The organism is Pseudidiomarina sediminum DSM 21906 (genome assembly GCF_000423165.1).
In the GTDB taxonomy this organism is placed as follows: Bacteria; Pseudomonadota; Gammaproteobacteria; order Enterobacterales; family Alteromonadaceae; genus Pseudidiomarina; species Pseudidiomarina sediminum.
Genome location: NZ_AUHL01000006.1, coordinates 235107 through 255563, shown reverse-complemented (window position 1 = coordinate 255563; position 20457 = coordinate 235107). Strand labels below are relative to the sequence as shown.

The 20457-nt window shown below is 52.0% G+C and carries 15 protein-coding genes and 1 riboswitch; of the genes, 5 read left to right on the top strand and 10 right to left on the bottom strand.

The features are described from left to right. Positions 1-41 precede the first annotated feature (41 nt). From arfB to recC, 4 genes are read right to left on the bottom strand one after another with little or no spacing between them, the layout of a single operon-like run. Positions 42-461 (bottom strand): alternative ribosome rescue aminoacyl-tRNA hydrolase ArfB, encoded by a 420-nt coding sequence (gene arfB, locus G535_RS0102865; protein ID WP_026860684.1) that lies wholly within the window; start codon positions 459-461, stop codon positions 42-44. After that, positions 448-2373: an exodeoxyribonuclease V subunit alpha gene (recD, locus tag G535_RS0102860; protein ID WP_026860683.1), complete on the bottom strand. Its 1926-nt coding sequence runs from the start codon at positions 2371-2373 to the stop codon at positions 448-450. Before recD ends, arfB begins: the two co-directional genes overlap by 14 nt. Next, on the bottom strand, positions 2364-6020 hold the full coding sequence (gene recB / locus G535_RS0102855; RefSeq protein ID WP_026860682.1) for an exodeoxyribonuclease V subunit beta: 3657 nt from the start codon (positions 6018-6020) through the stop codon (positions 2364-2366). Before recB ends, recD begins: the two co-directional genes overlap by 10 nt. Then, entirely contained in the window at positions 6017-9451 is a 3435-nt protein-coding gene (gene recC, locus G535_RS0102850) for an exodeoxyribonuclease V subunit gamma (RefSeq protein WP_034727398.1), read from the bottom strand. The genes recB and recC overlap by 4 nt, the downstream gene beginning before the upstream one ends. A gap of 112 nt (positions 9452-9563) precedes the next feature. On the opposite strand from recC, the gene G535_RS13795 reads away from it, so the two are divergent. The 4 genes from G535_RS13795 (at position 9564) to G535_RS0102830 (ending at position 11990) form a co-directional block, all read left to right on the top strand. Then, entirely contained in the window at positions 9564-10115 is a 552-nt protein-coding gene (locus G535_RS13795) for a protein tyrosine phosphatase family protein (protein WP_051206920.1), read from the top strand. Between the two features lie 70 nt (positions 10116-10185). Beyond that, a complete protein-coding gene (gene trhO, locus G535_RS0102840) occupies positions 10186-11112 on the top strand; it encodes an oxygen-dependent tRNA uridine(34) hydroxylase TrhO (RefSeq protein WP_026860680.1) in 927 nt (308 codons plus the stop codon). 104 nt (positions 11113-11216) lie between these two features. Then, positions 11217-11693, top strand: coding sequence for a Dps family protein (locus G535_RS0102835; protein WP_026860679.1), 477 nt, complete (start codon positions 11217-11219; stop codon positions 11691-11693). Positions 11694-11792: 99 nt separating this feature from the next. Continuing rightward, positions 11793-11990, top strand: coding sequence for a DUF3185 family protein (locus G535_RS0102830; protein WP_026860678.1), 198 nt, complete (start codon positions 11793-11795; stop codon positions 11988-11990). Positions 11991-12035: 45 nt separating this feature from the next. On the opposite strand, the gene G535_RS0102825 is transcribed toward G535_RS0102830, so the two are convergent. From G535_RS0102825 to ubiD, 6 genes are all read right to left on the bottom strand, one after another. After that, positions 12036-13382 (bottom strand): MFS transporter, encoded by a 1347-nt coding sequence (locus G535_RS0102825; RefSeq protein WP_026860677.1) that lies wholly within the window; start codon positions 13380-13382, stop codon positions 12036-12038. Positions 13383-13391: 9 nt separating this feature from the next. Next, positions 13392-14174 (bottom strand): phosphotransferase, encoded by a 783-nt coding sequence (locus G535_RS0102820; RefSeq protein WP_026860676.1) that lies wholly within the window; start codon positions 14172-14174, stop codon positions 13392-13394. Further along, entirely contained in the window at positions 14152-14778 is a 627-nt protein-coding gene (gene pnuC, locus G535_RS12755) for a nicotinamide riboside transporter PnuC (protein WP_051206919.1), read from the bottom strand. Before pnuC ends, G535_RS0102820 begins: the two co-directional genes overlap by 23 nt. A 20-nt stretch (positions 14779-14798) precedes the next feature. Continuing rightward, complete coding sequence (locus G535_RS0102810) at positions 14799-16913, bottom strand: TonB-dependent receptor (protein WP_026860675.1); 2115 nt, start codon at positions 16911-16913, stop codon at positions 14799-14801. Between the two features lie 61 nt (positions 16914-16974). Then, positions 16975-17090, bottom strand: a riboswitch (TPP riboswitch). Between the two features lie 22 nt (positions 17091-17112). Then, positions 17113-17811, bottom strand: coding sequence for an NAD(P)H-flavin reductase (gene fre, locus G535_RS0102805; protein ID WP_026860674.1), 699 nt, complete (start codon positions 17809-17811; stop codon positions 17113-17115). A 14-nt stretch (positions 17812-17825) separates the two neighbouring features. Continuing rightward, positions 17826-19295, bottom strand: a complete 1470-nt coding sequence (ubiD, locus tag G535_RS0102800; RefSeq protein WP_026860673.1) for a 4-hydroxy-3-polyprenylbenzoate decarboxylase — start codon at positions 19293-19295, stop codon at positions 17826-17828. Positions 19296-19415: 120 nt separating this feature from the next. Here ubiD and G535_RS12750 point away from each other — a divergent pair, with 120 nt between their 5' ends. After that, positions 19416-20411: an endonuclease/exonuclease/phosphatase family protein gene (locus tag G535_RS12750; protein WP_034727394.1), complete on the top strand. Its 996-nt coding sequence runs from the start codon at positions 19416-19418 to the stop codon at positions 20409-20411. Positions 20412-20457 lie beyond the last annotated feature (46 nt).

Genomic DNA, 20457 nt, shown 5'->3' with positions numbered 1-20457 from the left:
CTAGGCAGTATGGCGCGTCAACAACCAACCAGCAAGTCGATTTAGACCAATGGTTTTTGTCGCATGGATTTTACGCCGCTACGCTGTTTCTTTTTCTCAACACGACGCTTTTGGCTGGCTTTGCTTGGCTTGGTGGGAATGCGCTTCTTCTCAACTTTGCTGACACTTAAAATAAGCTCAATCAACTGTTCCAGCGCCAGTTCGCGATTCTGCAATTGGCTGCGTGTGCTTTGCGACTTGATAATGATTTTTCCGCTCGGCGTAATACGGTGATCGCGCTTGGCCAACAAGCGTTGCTTATAGAAATCTGGCAATGATGAAGCCTGAATATCAAAAATAAGCTGCGCCGCAGTGGCCACCTTATTGACGTTTTGCCCACCCGCGCCACTGGAGCGGACAAATTGCCATTCAACCTCTTGCTCGCTGATACTTACGCGTTGTGAAATCTTAATTGGTGTCATCGCGCAAACCTCCTCCGCGTTCGATCCGTCGCTGCACAGCTTGCAACACACCTTGACTATCAGCATAGACGAGGGTTAACCGCTCACTGGCGCGCGTGATGCCAGTATAAAGCAATTCTTTGCTAAGAATCGGAGCATCGTGGTCAGGCATCACTACCACCGTATGGGTAAATTCCGATCCCTGTGATTTATGAATGGTCATGGCAAAGGCGGTTTCCACATGCGCAAGACGCGAGGGCAAGAGCCAACGTAGTTTACCTGTCGGCCCCCGAAACAGGACCCGCAATGGCGCATTGGCATTGGTTTGTACCGCTAAGCCGATATCACCATTACGTAAATCAACACTGTAGTCGTTCTTGGTGACCATAACGACGCGACCAGCAAACCATTTGTCTGCAGCAACATCATCGCCAAACAACCACAGCGTTACCAGTTGGTTTAAGCGTTCAACCCCCCAGTCACCTTTACGCATCGCCGCGAGCAATTGAAATCGCTCCAACTGCTGCAACACCGCTTCGCCCCATGGTTCGCGCTCTAGCTCAGCAACGTCCTGCTGCAAAAGATCCCGTAACGGCGCATAGCCCTCTTCAACTAACTGACGAAATGCTGGAGCACTGTTATGGGTTACTGGCAACGCCGCAATATTCGCCATCGCGGCGTCTGCTTCTGCAAATGCCGCGGAGTGAGGTAGCCACTCACGCAACCATTGGGTTTGTTGGTGATTCACCTCAGCTGCCAATTTGCCAATCCCACGTTCCGCATCAAAGCGACGACTCTCATGCAACATCACCGTATGCTGTAGATACGGCCACCGCTCGGCGCCTTTAGCATCAATCATCGAGGACGGTAACGCAACACCATGACTGGCTGCCAGCCACTGCGCCAATTCAGGCGTATAATGCCCATGTTCAGCTTGTTCACACAATTGCCCTAACACAGCGCCAGCTTCTACCGAGGCGAGTTGGTCTTTATCGCCCAACAAGATCAGTTTGGCATGAGCAGGCAACGCCGCAGTAAGTGCGGCCATCATTTCAATGTCTACCATCGATGCCTCATCAACAATCACCACGTCGGTCAACAATGGCCGTTGGCGATGATGACGAAAGGTGCGGGTATGCGACTGGGTACCTAATAAACGATGCAGCGTGACCGCCTGCGCCTCACCAAGCAAGGCTGCATATTGCGTCGGCAACTGTCCGACTTCACGGCCAATTGAAGCGGTCATCCGTGCAGCCGCCTTCCCCGTCGGCGCCGCCAAATGAATTCTGAGCGGCCCCTCTTGCTCGCGCAGCTCTTGTAAGGTCGCGAGCAAACGTACCACGGTATAAGTTTTCCCTGTGCCCGGCCCGCCAGTGATAATCGTAAACCCACTACGCACTGCCATCGCACAGGCGACGCGTTGCCAACTGATCGTAGCGCTAACACCAAATAACTTATCTAGGGTGGGTTTCAATTGCTCACCTGTCCACGCGCTCTGCGCCTGACAACGTGCGGCCAAGTCAGCTTTGATGTCTTGTTCGTACTGCCAATAGCGGCGTAAGTACAAGCGTTGGCCGGCACTCAGCACCAGCGGAGAGGCAGCTCCCTCACAGGCAGCCGATTGCTGCAGCAAGGTCTGCCAATCATCCGGTAACAACGCCAGTGCGTGCGTGGGCATACTGCATTGCTGCCGACTCTCAAACGACGCATGTTCAGGCGGTAACTGCAGATATGCAGAGGCATCACGCCGTAAGCTTTGCAGCTCCAAGCAGGGGTGACCACGACCCAGTTGATAACTGGTGAGTGCCGCCAAAAACGCCACCGCTTCATGATCGCTACCGAGGCTTTCCACAATAAATTCCGCAAGACTCAGGTCGATCGCGCGAATCCATTGCTGTTGCTGCCATTGCTGTAATATAGAAATTAATTGCATGGCGCTTCCTCACCGGCAAAACACCGTTCTAACTGTTCAATCAACGCTCGCTCCGGACGATGATAAAAAGCCCCAGCGGTAGCCGCATTGTAGCCCCGCAAAAAGAGATATAACCCTCCTCCGACGTGAGTGTCGTAGTCATAGACATCACCAAGGCGAGCTTTGAGCAATTTATGCAGGGCTAAGGTATATAAAACCAACTGCAGATCATAACGACTTGCCAGCATTTTGTCGGTCATTGCTGCTTGGGTATAGGCACTATCATCGGCACCCAAATAGTTCGACTTATAGTCGGCCACGTAATACTTGCCTTGCCATTCGAACACTAGGTCGATAAAGCCTTTGAGCATACCATTCAATTGCTGTTCCAAGACCCGCGGCCGAGGCGCTTCAGGCAACACATAACGACACACCCATTGATCCAATTGCTGCGCCGACACATGATGCGCTGGGAACCAAAACTCAGGTTCAGCTTGGTAGGTACTCAACTCAGCTAAAGTAACGGCGGGGGTATGTTCGTCCAAAGCAAAAGGCTGCTGCAAATAACGCCATAACCAGTCCTGCAAGATCTGGCGCTGTGCTTCATCCTCAACATGCTTTAATTGCTCGTTGAGCCAATCGTGATACAACTCGGCATCGTTCGCCAAGGCACGGAACGGCATTTCAGCCGCAGCCTCTAGCAAGTTGTGTAAAAAGGTACCGGGCTCAGCGCCGCGGGGAAAGCTATGCAGCGTCATCTGCGTTGGTGCTTGTTCAACCTCAGCTTGCTCATGCCGCGCTTCTAATACCTGTCCGACCTGGACACTATCTTCTGCAACCCACTCGCCATAGCGCAAAGCGCTATAGCTGGCCATCCACCAGGGCTCGAAGTGATGCATTGCGGGCATCTGCCGTGCGGCAAACTGCGGAGGTGCGGTGTGCGGCGCCTGATAAAGTGTAGTGCCTTGCAACTGAGCACTGGCAAGCTGGAAACTAAATTCCGGCACCACCAAATCGGTCGCCGCGAGCTTGGCATTGTCGCGCGCACTAAACAGGTAATACCATGCCGATTTGCTCAAGTTACGGTAGTTCCCAACTCCAACATAAGTAGCATACTGAGCCCGCGTGACCGCAACATAGAGTTTGCGGATCTCTTCAGCGAACTGTTCTTCCTTAATACGTGCTATGGCATCACTATCGTTTGCATCAAAGGCCACCGCGCTATCACCGTTGGCGTCATGATAACGCTGTGGCAAATGCACTTTAGGTTCACGTCCACTGCTGATAAATGGCAAAAATACGAGTGGATACTGCAAACCTTTCGACTTATGAATGGTGACCACTTGGATCAAATCAGCATCACTTTCAAGGCGCACTTGCAGCTCTGCGGAGTTGGCACGTTGGTTCTCTTCTTGCGCCTGCACCATGTGTTCCGCCATAAAACGCAGCAAACCATGCTGCCCCTCAACATGCTGCGCTTGACGCTGCAGCAGCTCCGCTAAATGCAGCAGGTCGGTTAGTTCACGTTCACCGCTTTGCTGCTGCAACAGACGCGCCGGCACCTGAAAATCATGTAGCAACTGCTGCACCATGGCCAACACACCGTGGTGGTGCCACAACTCATGATAGCCCGCAAAGCGCACGGCAAAATCATCCCAAGCCAGCTCATCGACGTGAATGTGCTCAATATCTGTCAGCGTATAGCCCAACAGGTCACAGCCCAAAACGGCTCGCAAGCGCCGAGGATCACGGGGGCTAGCGCATGCCAGCAAGACCGTATACAGCTCTTGCGCCATGCGTCCGGCAAACACCGAGTCGCGCTCAGAAAGGTAAACGCTACGCAGCTGGCGTGCCCGTAACGCCTGTCGCATCAACTGTGCTTGCGCACCACTTTCGACCAAAATAGCGATATCTTTGGGAGCCACTTTGCGCGTTTTGCTCGCATCGCTATCACTTAACAGCGCCTGCGGATTATTTAAAAGCTGCGCAATCGCTTCCGCAAACTGCTCTGCTAGCAGGCGGTCTAACTGAGCTTTGGTCGCCTTCTCTTGCTCAACCACCAGCATGCCAAGGCCTTCCTGAGCGATACCATCGACGGTAAACGCAGACGACAGACCATTGGCTTGCACAGGGATAAAGGGCATCGCATTGTCGCCGTTATCGGCTTTAAAACGAAACGCCCCACGCGTACTTTCCTCAGCCTGTGTAAACAAAGCATTCACGCTCGCAACAGCAGTTTGTGTTGAGCGGAAATTGGTGGCTAAGGTATGGTGCCGGCCATGGGTCGCGGCACGCGCTTTCAAATAGGTGTAAATATCTGCGTTGCGAAACGAATAGATCGCCTGTTTAGGATCGCCGATGAGAAACACCCCAACATCATCTGGGGTGGTGGCAACCTGGTAAATGCGATCAAAGATTTCGTACTGAACGGGGTCGGTGTCTTGAAACTCATCAATCATCGCGATCGGGAACTGTCGCCGCAATTGGCTGGCAAGACGTCCTTCAACATCCTGGCGCAACGCATCACGCAACCGCGTTAGCATGTCATCAAAACCGATCTCGGCACGCTGTTGCTGCAAGGAACGAAAACGTTGCTGCAACCACCCTCCGGCATGTTGCAGCAAGGCGCGTTGCGGATCAGGTAACGCTGCCACCGCAGCGTATAGCTGCTCCAACAGACGCGGCAAGGCAAGTTGCGCTTCGGACAATTCAAACTTACACGCTTCAGCCAAGCCATCTGGCGTCAAGCGCCGCTGGGCGGCCTCCTTAAAAGGTGGCGTCAAAGGCGCGGTCACTGGCGATGTCGCGACAGCCTGTAACCACTCCTGCAGCTGTTGCATCCAATTCTCTAAATTATTCCGCCGTAATTTGCGACCATCGACCTTTAGATCAGGCAAGGCGTGTACGAAGCAATCCATGAAGTCTGTATAGGCCGGTTGCCAGCGCGCACTATCCAACCACGTTGTACGTAAGCTTTGGAGCGCTTGCACGTAGCGCTCAACCACCACCAAGTCGTCATCATTTGGGGGACTTGCTGGCAGGCCTCGGCAGCGTTGGATCAATGCCTCTGGTGAGGCAAACATCTCAGTGAATACTTGGTAGTGCGTGTATTGCTCCGTCGCCAACTTGGCAATGTAAGTGCGCCAATAGTCTTGCGCGGCCAGCAACCAGAGTTCTTGTGTGTCGGTATTTAAGGTTTGCGAGAACAAGCTGCCACTGGCAAACGCATGCTCACTTAACATGCGATTACACCAACCGTGAATGGTCGATACGGCCGCCTCGTCCATTTGTTGTGCAGCGAGATCTAAGACTCGAGCTTGTTCCGCCCACTGTGCTTCGGCGTAAGCGGCACGCAACTGCAACAGAAAAGGGTCCTTCACTTCCCGTTCTTGACGAAACACTGCCGCAGCCTCGGTCAAACGCGCACGAATACGCTCTCGCAGCTCTTGGGTCGCAGCGTCGGTGAACGTCACCACGAGAATCTCACGAGGCGTTTTCATACGTGCGCCGGCGTCTTGCTGTTGTGCATCTTCAGGGTCGTGCCCCAGCACTAAACGCAGGTACAAAGCGGCAATGGTATAGGTTTTTCCGGTACCCGCACTGGCCTCAATAAGATGACTGTTGCGTAGTGGAAAGTGTAACGGCTGTAACTGCTGTGGCTGACTCATTGCGCTTCTCCTTCAGCCAAAGCGCTCAACATTGGCAGGTATACCTCAGTAATAAAATCGTTCTGCTCACCCGCAGCGACCAGCGTCTCCCAATGCGGATAAAAGCGTCCCAAATAAGCCGCAGAGACCGCTAATGGCGCAACATTTAAATGGCGATCGCCTTGGCTGTACAGCGTCTCGGCAACCGCATTAAGATACGGACGCTCACTTGCCTCGACCACTTCCGCTAAGCCTTTCTTTAATAGGCTCTGCCAGCCCGCCAGCACCAGTTCAAAATGCACTGGCAACGGCTGCGTTAAGGCAACACTCGCCCAATGACTTAGTCGCTCCATAGCAGCTTGCGCATTTGTTTGTGTTAGGGCTGGCAGAACGATCTCCTTCTCCACACTCAGTACGACCGTTTGGCACGGCTGCTGGCTATTGAGCAGCAGGTGCTCCAACCATGTTTCCGCAAGTTTAGCTAAGCGCAAACTGCCATTACTATCGGCTAAACGCGAGGCCGAAAGCTTTATCCGTATCAGCTTATCCGTGGCGCTACGTTGTACTCCTCGAAAGGTTTCTCGCACCTGTAATTGACCATTACTGCCAAACAGGACATCTTGCGGTGCCAACCATTCTGGATAACGCGCTGCCCAAGGTTGTGCCTGCGCCCAAAAGGCCTGACCGGCCTCTCGTAACTGTTGCTGCTGCTCCATGCCCGCAGCCCCGACACTTAACGCGCCCTGCCGTTGCCAACGTAAAATGAGCGCATCGAGTTGTTGCTGCCACGCCTCACTTTCGACACCACGCTGCAAGGCCTCCAACAAAGGTTCGCTGAGCGCTTGGGTAAATTGCCAACGTTGTAAGCCATTGAAACGGAAAAGTTCATCATCGTCACTATCCACGCGAGCTTCCGGAAGAAAACACTGAAAGCGCTGCTGCATCAACCACTTGGCAGGCTCCATAAAGCAATGGTACAACTGCCGTATCGTCACTGGGCTTTCTGGCAACCACGCAGGTAAGCTGGTCGCGCTATTGCTCGGAGCTAAGGTCGTCGTGTGAATCGCTTGCCATTCATGGGCATAGCTAAAATAATGTTGCGCATCCGCTGCGTCACTAAAATAACGCGGATGAAACGGTTGCAAGAAGTGCTGTTCGATCGCAGCTTTTTGTCCCAGTTGTTGCAAGTGTTCAAGCAATTGGCCAACCAATACCGAGGGCGGCTTTTCGGTATTGTCCTTGATGCTCCGGCCACACCAACTGAGGTAAAACCATTGCCGCGCAGACAACAGTGCCTCTAAAAACAAATAACGGTCGTCTTCACGTCGCGACCGATCACCAGGGCGGTGGTCATGCATCATCAAGTCGAAATCAAACGGCTTGCGCTGACGCGGGTACTCGCCATCATTCATGCCCAATAAAAAGACCCCTTTAAACGGAATCGCTCGCATCGGCATGAGGGTAGCAAAGTTCACACTACCGGCCAAAAAGCGTTGATTTAATTGGTGCTCATCGACTTTTGACAGCCAACTTTCTACCACTACGGACAACGGTAGTGGTGCGTCGTACTCCGCCGCATCGACAGCATCCAACCAAGCTTCGAGCTGACTCCGTAAGCGACTTAAAAGCAGAGCTTCATGGTCATCGTCGCTGGCAAACAACCGCTGCATGACATCGAGCAAATACTGTGTCCACTGCTGCGGCGTTTGCGCGACAGTACTGTGCTGTAACACATCATCAAGTACCCGCACCAACTGCTGCAAGGCTCCGACAGCGTTTGCTTCTAGCCCCCCTACCTCGGGGTAGGCTTCAAAACCTTGCCATTCGCTCTCGAACCCGTCAACAAAACCAACCGCATAACCTAGCAGCATGCGTCTTAAGCCAAACCACCAGGTATTGCGCCCTTGCGCGCCCGGCAAGCCGAGCTGCTCGCGGTGTTGCTCATGCAGCGCCCAGCGCACCCCAGCATCACGCAACCACTGCTGTAACTGCTCCACATCTTCACTACTAAGACCAAAGCGTTGCTGCACGGCTTCGACTTGCAAAATATCAAGCATTTCACTGGCTTTGAGCCGTTGCACGTTCAACTGCAGCACATATTCCAAGGTCATCAATAAAGGATGGCGATGACGCATCCCTTGGTCGGCAATGGTATAGGGAATACGCCGCTTATCCTCGCGTGGATACCGGCCAAACACGGCATGAATGTGCGGTGCGTAACCGTCGATATCTGGCACCATGACAATGATATCGCTGGGCTTGAGTCCACGGTCTTGGGCAAACAACGCCAACAGTTGGTCGTGCAACACTTCCACCTCGCGTTGCGGACTATGACAACTCATAAAGCGCAACGACTGATCTTCGGCAAGCTGCTCCCAGTAAGGCTGTGCCTCTTGCACGCTGCGTAAATGCAAGACATCACTTTGCAATTGACGCAGTTGCGAGGTCGTTGCCTCCTCAGCATCATCAAAAAGATCAAAACGCAGCGACGGGAAATCACGGGCGCGCTGCTCGGTGGCATCGAACGCATCCAACATGCGAATATAGTCGCCGCCTTGCTTGCCCCAAGATGCCAATAAGGGATGGGTTTCCGTGTGTAAGTTGGCCAGCACAAGCTCTGCTTGGCCAGGTTTGCGTTGCTGCCGTTTGCGCGTGATTTCACGCAACACATCACGCCCATCAATACTATCCATCCAAAAGTGCTTGCACGGGTTGTGTACACAAAGAATCACTTGGCAACAATGCGACAACGCATCCAGTACTTCGATCATTTGCTGCGGTAAACTGGAAATACCAAACACCACCACTCGAGGAGGGAGTCCTGATGGCCGTTGTGAAGGCGTGAGTTGTTGCGCCGCCTGAACAAAGCGACGGTGTAACGCCGCTCGGTCACTTAACCCTTGGTCGCCCACATCGGCTAAGACAATGCGCCACAGTTTTGGCTGCCAAGCGTTTTCACCAGCAGCCATGATGGCTCCGCCAGCGGCCCAATCCGCCAACCAATCGGCGCGATACATTTGGTATTGATCATACAAGTCGGCCAGCCGTTCGCTGAGTTGATATAACTTACGTTGCTCAGTGTCATCTTCAACATACCGAGCCAGCGCTGCGAATTCAGGTTCGTGGAGGTGTTCAGGGAGGAGTCGCAACAAGCGCCAGGTTAGGCGTTCTTTATCAAATGGGGAATAGCGCGGTAAATCATTGCCAAGCACAGCCCGATACGCTTGCCACTGAAAACGTGCGGGCAAGGTCACGTCCAACATCGCGGCAATCCCTATAGCTTCAGCAAGGTGACGCTGCAACCACTGCGCAATACCGTTGGACTGCACTAACACACATTCCGACGCCAACGGTGGCAAAGGCGCGACTTTCGTCAACTCCACTACGAGCGCGGTTAAATCCTCTAACCTGTGGCTGTGTGCGACGATTAGTCCTGCGTTTTTTTCACTCATTTGCTATCCTCTCCATGCATAACGCTCATCCTACCCAAAGCGACCGCGGTAGGCTAGCGACTTGGTGCGGCATTGTAGGTCGCACCCGATTCTTCAGCGATAGGAACTTGATATGAAACCCTTCACAGTGTCACTTATTGCGCTCTCGTTCACAGCGCTTGTCGGTTGTGCCCAGTCAACTGCGAATACGCAAAAAACTGACGAAGCACCCACACAGGTTACCGCAGAACTGCAGCAAAGCATTCTGAACTTTTCCCACCCAAGCCCGCATCTTATGGCCGGGGGGCAGCCGAAAATGAGCGACTTTGTGGCCCTCAACGAAGCGGGTGTTAGCGCTGTCATCAACTTCCGCAGTCACCCGGAAATGCGTGATATTCATGAAGCCCAATGGACCACTGCGCAACAGATGGCTTACTACCACATTCCTATCGCCGGTGCCGATGACCTTTCTGAGGAAAACGTGGCGCGCTTACATCAAACGTTGGCGGCGAATGCGCAGCAAAACGTCTTTATGCACTGCGCCAGCAGTAACCGTGTTGGAGCGATGATGGCGCTGCGCGCTGCTTGGCATCAAGGTGCGAGCAAAGAGGAAGCGCTTGCCATTGGCGAGCAGTACGGTTTAGGCAGTTTACGTAAACACGTCGAACAGCTGCTCAGCGAGTAATTTTATGCTAGAATGCGCGCGCAAATTTTGACCTCGGATTTACGTTCCGAATCGCCAAAAGGAAAACACTATGTATATTTGCGCTGCGCTCTACAAATTTGTTGAGTTCAATGACTACGAAGCTTTTCGTGAGCCACTTTACACCTGTATGGTGGAGAACGATGTCAAAGGCACGCTCTTGCTTGCTCGCGAAGGTATCAATGGCACCATTTGTGGTACGCGTGAGGGTATCGACAACGTCTTAACCTTCATTCGTCAACGCGAAGAGCTCGCTGACGTTGAGCACAAAGAATCCCCCAGTGATACGCAAGCTTTTTACCGTACCAAGGTAAAACTCAAGAAAGAAATCGTCACCATGGGCATCGACTGGGTCGATCCAAAAAACGTGGTCGGCACTTACGTTGAGGCCAAAGACTGGAACGATCTTATTCGTGACCCTGAAGTCTTACTGATCGATACCCGCAACGACTACGAATACGCGGTCGGCACCTTTGAGGGCGCTATCAACCCAAAAACCGATACCTTCCGTGAATTCCCACAATATGTAAAAGATCATCTTGATCCGGAAAAGCACAAAAAGGTAGCGATGTTCTGTACCGGCGGTATTCGCTGCGAGAAGTCGACGGCTTACTTAAAGTCGATCGGCTTTAACGATGTGTACCACCTCAAAGGCGGTATTCTGAAATACCTTGAGGAAGTTCCGGAAGAGGACACCACTTGGCAAGGCGATTGTTTTGTCTTCGACCAGCGCGTGACCGTGCGTCACGGCCTGCAACAAGGTGAATACGACCAGTGTTACGCCTGTCGCATGCCGATCACTGAGGACGAGAAACGGTCAGAACACTATCAAAAAGGTGTGAGCTGCCCGCATTGCTTCGACAAAACCTCTGCAGAGCAAAAGCAACGCTTTGCTGAGCGTGAAAAGCAAATTCAATTGGCCAAGCAACGCGGTGAACAACACATCCGTGATGGCAAGGTCGAGGAAAAATCGATTTAACCAATCGCTAAAGCAGACTTCTCGTTGGGGCTTGAAAAGGTCTATACTGACCCTATTATTATTAAAGACATCAAGTTTTTATGTTCCCCAACAAGGAGTCTGCAATGCAACAATTGAATGTTATTGGTCTTGACCAACACCACGCCGAGCAACTCGCAGGAAAACTTAATGCGTTGCTAGCCAACTACCAAATTTTCTACATGAACGTTCGTGGCTTTCACTGGAATATTAAAGGCCAAGAATTTTTTGAACTTCATGCCAAATTCGAAGAAACGTACAACGACTTACTGCTGAAAGTCGATGAAATCGCGGAGCGTATTTTGACCCTAGGTCAACGTCCTTTGCACGCCTATTCGACTTACATTACCAGTAGTGAAATTCAAGAAATCAAAGATGTTCACGACGGTAAAGCCTGTGTACGAGAAATCCTCGACAGCTATCGTGTGACCATTCGTTTACAGCGTGAGCTGTTAGAGCTGGCCGGCGAAGCCGGTGACGAAGGCACCTCAGCTTTAATGAGTGACTACATTAAAGAGCAGGAAAAAACTGCTTGGATGTTAACCTCTTACCTCGGCGCTTAAGTCCGAAAGACAAAAAACCAGTGGCGTTGTAATGCACTGGTTTTTTGCTATTCTTGATGCAGCAGTACCTCAACACAAACTTACGAAAAGGAAGACTTCATGAATAAAGTCATCGGAATTATCTTGCTTGTGGTTGGTATTATCCTGTTGTATTTCGGCTATGAAGCATACAACTCGCCAGCATCTGAAATCTCAAATGCAGTGACTGGTGAGCCAACAGATAATGCAATGTGGTACCTGATCGGCGGCGCTATCGCGGTGATTGTCGGCCTTTACGGTGTCATTCGAGGGAAATAAGCTCTCCCCCTTTCAAACTAAAGCCAGCGCAGCGACGCTGGCTTTTTACTGTTTCTGTACATTCGCAAGAGCCAAAGCGCGTAGCGCAGCGATACTACCTAGCGCCATCAACACCACTAGCACGATTTCAACGCCCCAGTAGGCATCGACAGCACCAAGCGCAATACCTAACAACAAAACGATACCGATTGCCGTATTGGAGACCGCGGTATAGGCCGCACGGTTCTCTTGCGTGGCCATGTCCACCAAATAGGTCTTGCGTCCGACCCGCGCGCCATGATGCGCAACCGCGGCGATAAAAATAGCCCCACCGGCGACCCACTGCATTGCCAACCACTCTGGCGCCCAAAGAAAGAGTGCCAACACTAAGCCCATATCAACAACCGCAATAGCCGCAGCAGCGGCCATGACATGATGACTCGCAACGTCAGACCAACGCCCCCAAAAACGTCCGGCGAGCATGCCCGCCAGCCCGCTAGCTAACATTAAACCGCCTAAGCTGGTTAAGCTAGAGTCACCGCTGCGCTGGATCATTACGACGATATAAGGGATAGCAAATGCTGAGGACACCAACAACGCGCGTGTTAACACGAATTGCCCAAAGGCACGATCGCGCCACAGCAGTTGTAGAGATTTCAGTGCTTCCACCAAGGCATTGCCGCCACCACTGGTTGCGCCGGGCACTTCAGGGATCTGTGCGTAAACAAACGCGGCACCGAGCCACAATAAACACCCCAATCCCAACAATGCGGCGAACAACAACGTGGAACCTTCACTCGCGGTCGTCGACATCAGCTGAGGGGCAAAGAGCACCACTAGCGCAGTCACCACTGACAGACTACCTGCAATCGTTGCGGCCAGCCCCGACAAGCGTCCGCGACGCGTTTTCGAGACGGTCTTGCCTTGCACATCTTTACTCGCCACCGAGCATACACCTCGCGCCACGCTAAATAGCGTTAGCAACAAGACAACCGCCCAACCTAAGGCACTTCCACGTAACCCAATGACACTCAGCAGCATCCCCAGTAAGGCAACTGCCTGACCAAGACTGCCGACCACCCAGAACCACTTCCGTACGGGCGTCTCACGCAGTTGTTGGGCAATCACCAACTGTGGCAGCAAGGCGAGCGACTCGCGCAAAGGTACCAGCGCACTGATAAACGCAGCAGGCGCACCAAGCGCCGAGAGCATCCAAGGCAAAACCAAACGCGCGCTTACTAGGGCATCACCGAGCTTAGTCATACTCAGCGCAATAAGATGAAACACAAAGGCTTTCGGTTGGGCATTGCAGGCTTCGTCGGGAATATCTTTACATACCCGGGCATCTTCATCTTCCGCTAGGTAACCATAGAGCTTTTCGGTTAATTCGCGTTGCGAAGTGCGTTGCTGCATAGCTTCTCCTTAGTCGCTAATCCTTTGTAGATAATGATGAAGTTCGTACCAAAGTTGATTGACAACATCGACCAGCTGTAACCATTGTTCGAGCAAATCACGTTGCAACGTGACGCCTGCCTCAGCTTCGTACGCGTTTAAAAAAGCATTACGGTGAGGTAAGTCGAGTTGGTTCACGGCAATCGTATTGGCGAGGTCAAAATAACGCTCTCCCAGACCAGAGTACTCCCAGTCAATCACACGTGGCGTCGGTGTGAGAAAAACATGATGGAAGCCGAGATCGTTGTGGCAAAAGACAGGGTGGGTCGCAAAGCTATCCAATAGCTTCCGAAAACTCATTAAGCGTTTTTCAAACTGCTTGGCGCGCTCTGCATCAAAACGCGCCAGTTCATCGCAGTAGCGCACCAAGCGCTCACGCAACGACCATACTGGCGCGACAATACTGACCTGATGAATATGGGCTGATACCTCAGCCAATTCGCGTAACTTATCAACCATAGGCAGCGACGTATGCGCTAAGTCTTGACCGGGCAAGAAACTTTGCAGCAACAGCCCCTGGGCTTGATCATAGTGCAGTACTTCCGGCGCCAACTGCTGTTGTGCTAGTTGCCGTTGCACGTCTACTTCTTGATCGCGATCCAAACCATAGGGGTGATCAAAACGAAACTGCTTTAACACGTACGTTGCCGAAGTGGTCGTAATTTTATAGACACTATTAGCTACGCCGCGCAGCAAAGGCTCCGCCTTAATCACACCATGTATCGGTAAGCTATCTAGCCACTGCTGCTGCACCTTTGTCCGCCTGTTCAGTGATTCGCCATTGCCACATCGCATAGCACACCAGTATAAGGTATACGAAATAAAGTGCACCTGTGACCACAAAACCTTTGCTCGCGTAAAGGTACACATAAACACTATCGATCACCAACCAATACCACCAGTTGGCAAACTGTTTACGCGACAACAACCACGTTGCAAATAGCGAAAATACAGTGGTGTAGGTATCTAGCCATACGGCGTCTGCACTGGTGTAGGCCGTCAGGAGCATGGCAATGACTGCCGCTATCGCAGCCATGACCAGCGACATTGCGAGATGCCACTGCCACGATAACGACCGCACTTCACTTGCCAAAGTACTGCCTCGGCCAAACCGCCACTGCCACCAACCATACACCGCCAAGGCGATATAAATGAGTTGCAGCACCGTTTCCATATACAGGTTTGCAGCGAACATTAAGTGCGTATAGATCGCGCAACTTACCGCTGCCGCGTACCAGCACCATAAGGATTGGTGTGCAGCCAAAACCAAGTAAATCACGGCAAGAACGACTGCAACCCACTCTAGGAATGAAGTTGCAGCCACCTGCTCACCGAGTTCGACGAGAAATGTCATCATCTGCTTCGCGCTACCTCGGTTTAAAAGTGATAGTTAAAAGTCACACCAAAACGACGTGGCTCGCCAAACTGTTCGTACGTTTCAGTGACGTATTCTTTGCGTGGGTCATTACCAAAATAGAAGCCGCGCACGCCATAGTCTTCATCAGTTAGGTTGCGCGCCCACAAGCGCACTGCCCAAGGACCTTGTTGCCACTGCAGACTCGCATGCAACACCGCCATACTGTCGGCGCGGCTCATATGTGAATCAGAGTAATAGAAGCCATCTTTTCCATCCACTTCAAGCGCGAACTTCCATGCCTCTGCGAGGTTGTAGCGCACCCCTAAGTTGTATTGATAGGTCGGTGCGTGCGCTTGCTCGCGGCCACTCATATCAACCCCATCTTCGGTCACGAAGCCTTCGATCTCAGTATCAAGCCAACCGATCGAAACAAAACTTTGCAAAGCATCGGTGAGTTCATAAGTGATATCCAGCTCTGCACCAAAGGCTTTGCCTTCAGCAGCATTTTGCAAGTAACCGACAAAACTTTGATCACGGTTCACCCAGCCTTTCAACTGCACATCGTCACGCTGATGGGCGAATACCGCGATTTGTAACTGTAAACGCTCATCGGCACTGATACGTTTATGACCTAATTCCAAACTGCTTAATAATTCAGGCGCAAAGGTTGCACGTGCGAGGAGGTAATCGCGTAGGTCGACCAAACTTTCATCTTGCACCTTACCCAGAGCTTCGCCATTCACCCCACCGGCTTTGTAACCGCGCGCCAGCGTGGCATACCACATAGTGTCGACGTCAGGATGATAGCTCAAGCTCATGCGGCCGCCCCACATGGTATCTTCGGGCTGTTGCGCGACAGTGTTGCTATCCAAGTAGCTGTTGTCGTAACGCTCAACGCGTACACCGGTAGTTAAGCGCCACTGTGGTGACAGTTGTTGTGACAGTTCACCATACAACGCCGTATGACGGTTTTCATAATCACTGGTAAACACATCCTCGCGGTCGAGATCCCAGTTAAAGAAGTCTCGGCGAAGTTGCTCATCACGTTGTTGATGGTAAATACCTGCGACCCAATCACTGCTGAGACCGGCAATAGTCACCGGTTGCGCGCTCACCAAACGGGCTTCGAGAACATGGTCACGACGGTCCCTTTCATACGCATCAAACGAGCTGTATTCCCAGCCCGGAGCAATCCCTTCATAGCTCCAGTCTTCATCGTAACTATAGACGCTATCGGCGCTTAAATAGCTATAGGCCATTTCAAGTTCCGCGGCCTGCCAACCGCTATAGGTTAGCGCCCAGCGTGCCGCACGCGTCCGTAAATCATCTTCGCCAGGCTGATCCGATAAGGTGGTTCGATCATTATCAAGTGAGAAGGCATCGTAACCATTGTCTTGGCTTAAGGCGTGTAGCGTGGTTCGTAACTGCCAATGGTCGGCGATATCGCTAAAGAGGTTGAAACGGAAGTTACGCTCGGAGCGCTTATTGGTGTCATCGCGTTGTAGATAGTTATTCTCAATAAAGCCATCGTCACGCTGCTGGTACACACTCAAACGCGCGCGACCCAATGCAGCCAGCTCACCACCCACAGCAAAACCACCACTTAAACCACCATAGTTTGCCGCGCCAAGTTCCCACACACCGCTCGTCTCTGAGGTCGGCAGCGTACTTTCGAGGACCAACATTCCCGCCATACCATCAGCACCGAAGCGACCGCTTTGCGGCCCGCGATACACTTCGAGTTGGCTGATGTCGAACAGCTGTGCCGCTTGCGCTAAGCCACTGTAATTAATCCCGTCGACCAACAAGCCAACGGAGGGCTGGATAGGATCAACAAATTGACTACGCTCACCAACGCCACGAATTTGAATAAATCGCGTGCGCGAGGTCCCACCAGAAAAGTTCACGTTGGCGAGTGCGTTTAAAGCGTTTTCCAAATGTAACGCACCGCGCTCCTCAAAGCGCTCCGCAAGTAAAGCCGTCACGCTGGTAGGGGCTTCTTGCACAGCCATTTGTCGGAACTCACCTTGAATGATGATGCGTTCCACACCGTCAGGTGTTTCTTGTGCAGTAGCAGCAGTAGATGTTACGCCAGCAGCGGCCAACGCAAACCAGATAAGAGATTTAGAGTACATGGATCATTTCCTCAACTTCAGGTTCAGAAATAATCCGGTCGGGCAGGATTTCACATGGACTAAGAGTGTTAGTTACCATCCCTACGCCAGTATTAACCGGATCAGGTGCAAAGGGTTCGCATCGTGCATCTCAGCCCCTCGTACGCGCTGCGTAGAGGAACACCCCTTGGTAAATTGCGTGCGCAGTATAACAGCGCACTTAAATGAAGGCTAGCGCATCCCCGTAAAGCTGCTCGAGTGGTAGCCCCTGCGCATGGAAATCGTCACGGATCACACGCACCATTTCAAACCGCCCAGCAACATAAACATCTGCTTCGCTAAGATCTGATTGCTCCGCCAACACCGCATGATGAACTAAGCCAATGGCACCGTTCCAGCTTGCATCAGCCTGCTCAATGACTGGGCGATAATGCACCTGTGGATAGGTTTCACTTAAAGCAATCAGCTTGTCATGGTAATACAAATCTTGCGCCTGGCGTCCTCCCCAATACAAGGTTACTGGACGCGTTGAGCCACTTTTGAGATGCGCCTGTAGAATCGACCAGGTATAAGAAAAGCCTGTTCCACCAGCAATCAATACCAACGGACGTTGGCTGTCTGCACGGTAATAAGCCGTCCCCAAGGGGACCTCAACTTCCAGCTCACCCTCGGCGCGTGCTTTCTCAATCACCTGCATGGCATACGGGTTGTCCGCCGTCGCGCCAATGTGCAACTCAATTTCAGTGGTTTGCGACGGGCATGAGGCAATAGAGAAAGCACGTTTATCACGCTCCCCCATGACAACCTGCACATATTGTCCACCATTAAATTCAATCGCTTCAGGCAGCGTCAAAACCACGCGAAACACCGCAGGAGAAAGTGACTCCAATGCCGTCACTTGGCATAACAATTGTTTCATTAAGCTCGCTTATCCTAATCAAAAATTCCGAGTTCGTCCCAAAGCGCGTCCACACGTTGTTTCACCGCTTCGTCCATCTCTATGGGGACACCCCACTCACGTTCTGTCTCACCAGGCCACTTATTGGTGGCATCCATTCCCATTTTTGAACCCAGCCCCGAAACCGGCGAGGCAAAATCCAAATAGTCAATTGGCGTATTCTCAACCAATACCGTATCACGTGCAGGGTCCATGCGCGTCGTCATAGCCCAAATGACGTCTTTCCAATCACGAGCGTTAACGTCATCATCACAGACAATCACGAACTTGGTGTACATAAACTGACGTAAAAACGACCAAACGCCCATCATCACGCGCTTTGCGTGCCCAGCATATTGCTTCTTCATGGTGACGACTGCCACACGGTATGAGCAGCCTTCTGGCGGTAGGTAAAAATCAACAATCTCGGGGAATTGCTTCTGCAAAATCGGCACGAAGACCTCATTCAAGGCAACGCCAAGCACTGCGGGTTCATCCGGTGGACGCCCGGTATAGGTCGAATGATAAATCGGCTCACGGCGACGCGTCATATGGGTCACGGTGAACACTGGGAAATCATCCACTTCGTTATAGTAACCCGTATGGTCGCCGTAGGGCCCCTCAGGCGCCATTTCGCCAGGCTCAATATAGCCCTCAAGAACAATTTCAGCATGCGCTGGAACCTGTAAGTCATTACTCACACACTGAGTGACTTCAGTTTTTGCGTCACGCAGCAGCCCAGCAAAAGCATACTCCGATAAACTATCAGGGACTGGCGTTACCGCCCCTAATATCGTCGCCGGATCAGCACCAAGTGCCACAGCCACTGGAAAGCGCTCACCAGGATGCTGGCGTTGCCATTCTTGGAAATCAAGTGCACCACCACGATGCGACAACCAACGCATGATAATTTTGTTCTTACCAAGCAGTTGCTGACGATAAATGCCAAGATTCTGCCGCTCTTTGTGTGGTCCTTTGGTGACCGTCAACCCCCAGGTAATCAAAGGTGCAACGTCACCTGGCCAGCAGTGCTGAATAGGGAGACGGGTCAAATCGACCTCATCACCGCTTTCAATGACTTCTTGGCACGGCGCCTTTTTGATTTTCTTCGGTGCCATGCTCAGTACTTTTTTGTACTTTGGCAATAAGTTCAAAGCGTCACGAAAACCTTTCGGTGGCTCTGGCTCTTTCAAAAAAGCCAATAGCTTACCGACATCACGCAAGGCCGTGACAGATTCCTGTCCCATGCCGAGCGCGACCCGATCGGGCGTACCAAATAGGTTCGCCAACACGGGCACACTGTGCCCTTTTACATTTTCAAACAACAATGCCGGACCGCCCGCTTTGAGCGTACGATCAGCGATCTCCGTAATCTCAAGGTAAGGATCGACTTCAACTTGAATACGCTTCAACGCTCCGCGCTCTTCAAGTAGTGCAATAAAATCACGTAAATCTTGATACTTCACTTGGTCTCGCCTCATCGCGAAAAGAATGCCCGCCAGTATACTGGTTTTGACAATAGTTTTCAGGGGTTTCAAAGTACGTTAGGCTACGCAAATAGGTTCATAACAAGGACGCTTACCTTTATGCTACTCGCCGTTAGTCTTATCGGTACCTGCACAGCACTGCTCGCACTGGTTACACTGCTGCCGCTTTCCAGCAATTCCCATTGGCTCATTCGTCTATGGGACTTCCCACGCTTACAGTTGACCGTCGTGGCGCTCGCCTTACTTGCAGCCAGTGCACATTGGTTAGCGTTTTCACAGCCACTCAGCTGGGTATTAGTGACCACGCAATTACTCTGCTGCGCCTGGCAATTGTGGTGGGTCTTTCCCTATACGCCATTGGCACAACGCCACGTACAAAAATATCAGCGAGCACGTGACGAACAAGCGATTGAAGAGCACTTACGAGTGCTAACGGTGAATGTGCTGCAACCCAACCGTAACGCTATTGAGCTGGTGCGCATGATTAATCGCGAGCGGCCCGATATCATCATTGCTGTCGAAACCGATACATGGTGGCAAGAGCAGCTCACCGATATTGAAGATGACTTTCCGCATGCCGTTAAAGTGCCGCAAAAAAACCTCTACGGCATGATGCTCTATTCCGTTTGGCCACTAAAAAATGTCGCCGTTGAGCATCTTATTGAAGAAGGTGTGCCCTCAATTCAGGCTGATGTCGAAATGCCGGACGGACAAACCGTGCGTTTACACTGCGTACACCCTGCGCCGCCAAGCCCCACAGAAAACGAAACGTCACAACCTCGCGACCGCGAGCTCATTCAGATTGCCAAGCGTGCCGCCCAGGAAACCATGCCTGTAATCGTTGCCGGCGATCTCAACGATGTTGCTTGGTCACCCACTACACGCGAGTTCATCAAGCTCAGCAACTTACAAGATCCGCGCCAAGGTCGTGGCTTTTTTAACACCTTCCATACCCAGCTCCCATTTCTTCGCTGGCCACTCGATCACTTGTTTCATAGTGAGCACTTTATGTTGGTCGAAATGCGCCGCTTACCCAAGTTCGGTTCTGACCACTTTCCCCTACTCATTGAGCTCGCACTCAAACGTCCCAATTAATACCAAAGCTCGAAGCTTCGGGCTTCGGGCTTCGGGCTTCGGGCTT

Bases quoted from the DNA above. Each gene is read 5' to 3' on its own strand.
- arfB (WP_026860684.1), bottom strand. From the start codon at position 461: ATGACACCAATTAAGATTTCACAACGCGTAAGTATCAGCGAGCAAGAG.
- recD (WP_026860683.1), bottom strand. From the start codon at position 2,373: ATGCAATTAATTTCTATATTACAGCAATGGCAGCAACAGCAATGGATT.
- recB (WP_026860682.1), bottom strand. From the start codon at position 6,020: ATGAGTCAGCCACAGCAGTTACAGCCGTTACACTTTCCACTACGCAAC.
- recC (WP_034727398.1), bottom strand. From the start codon at position 9,451: ATGAGTGAAAAAAACGCAGGACTAATCGTCGCACACAGCCACAGGTTA.
- G535_RS13795 (WP_051206920.1), top strand. From the start codon at position 9,564: ATGAAACCCTTCACAGTGTCACTTATTGCGCTCTCGTTCACAGCGCTT.
- trhO (WP_026860680.1), top strand. From the start codon at position 10,186: ATGTATATTTGCGCTGCGCTCTACAAATTTGTTGAGTTCAATGACTAC.
- G535_RS0102835 (WP_026860679.1), top strand. From the start codon at position 11,217: ATGCAACAATTGAATGTTATTGGTCTTGACCAACACCACGCCGAGCAA.
- G535_RS0102830 (WP_026860678.1), top strand. From the start codon at position 11,793: ATGAATAAAGTCATCGGAATTATCTTGCTTGTGGTTGGTATTATCCTG.
- G535_RS0102825 (WP_026860677.1), bottom strand. From the start codon at position 13,382: ATGCAGCAACGCACTTCGCAACGCGAATTAACCGAAAAGCTCTATGGT.
- pnuC (WP_051206919.1), bottom strand. From the start codon at position 14,778: ATGATGACATTTCTCGTCGAACTCGGTGAGCAGGTGGCTGCAACTTCA.
- G535_RS0102810 (WP_026860675.1), bottom strand. From the start codon at position 16,913: ATGTACTCTAAATCTCTTATCTGGTTTGCGTTGGCCGCTGCTGGCGTA.
- fre (WP_026860674.1), bottom strand. From the start codon at position 17,811: ATGAAACAATTGTTATGCCAAGTGACGGCATTGGAGTCACTTTCTCCT.
- G535_RS12750 (WP_034727394.1), top strand. From the start codon at position 19,416: ATGCTACTCGCCGTTAGTCTTATCGGTACCTGCACAGCACTGCTCGCA.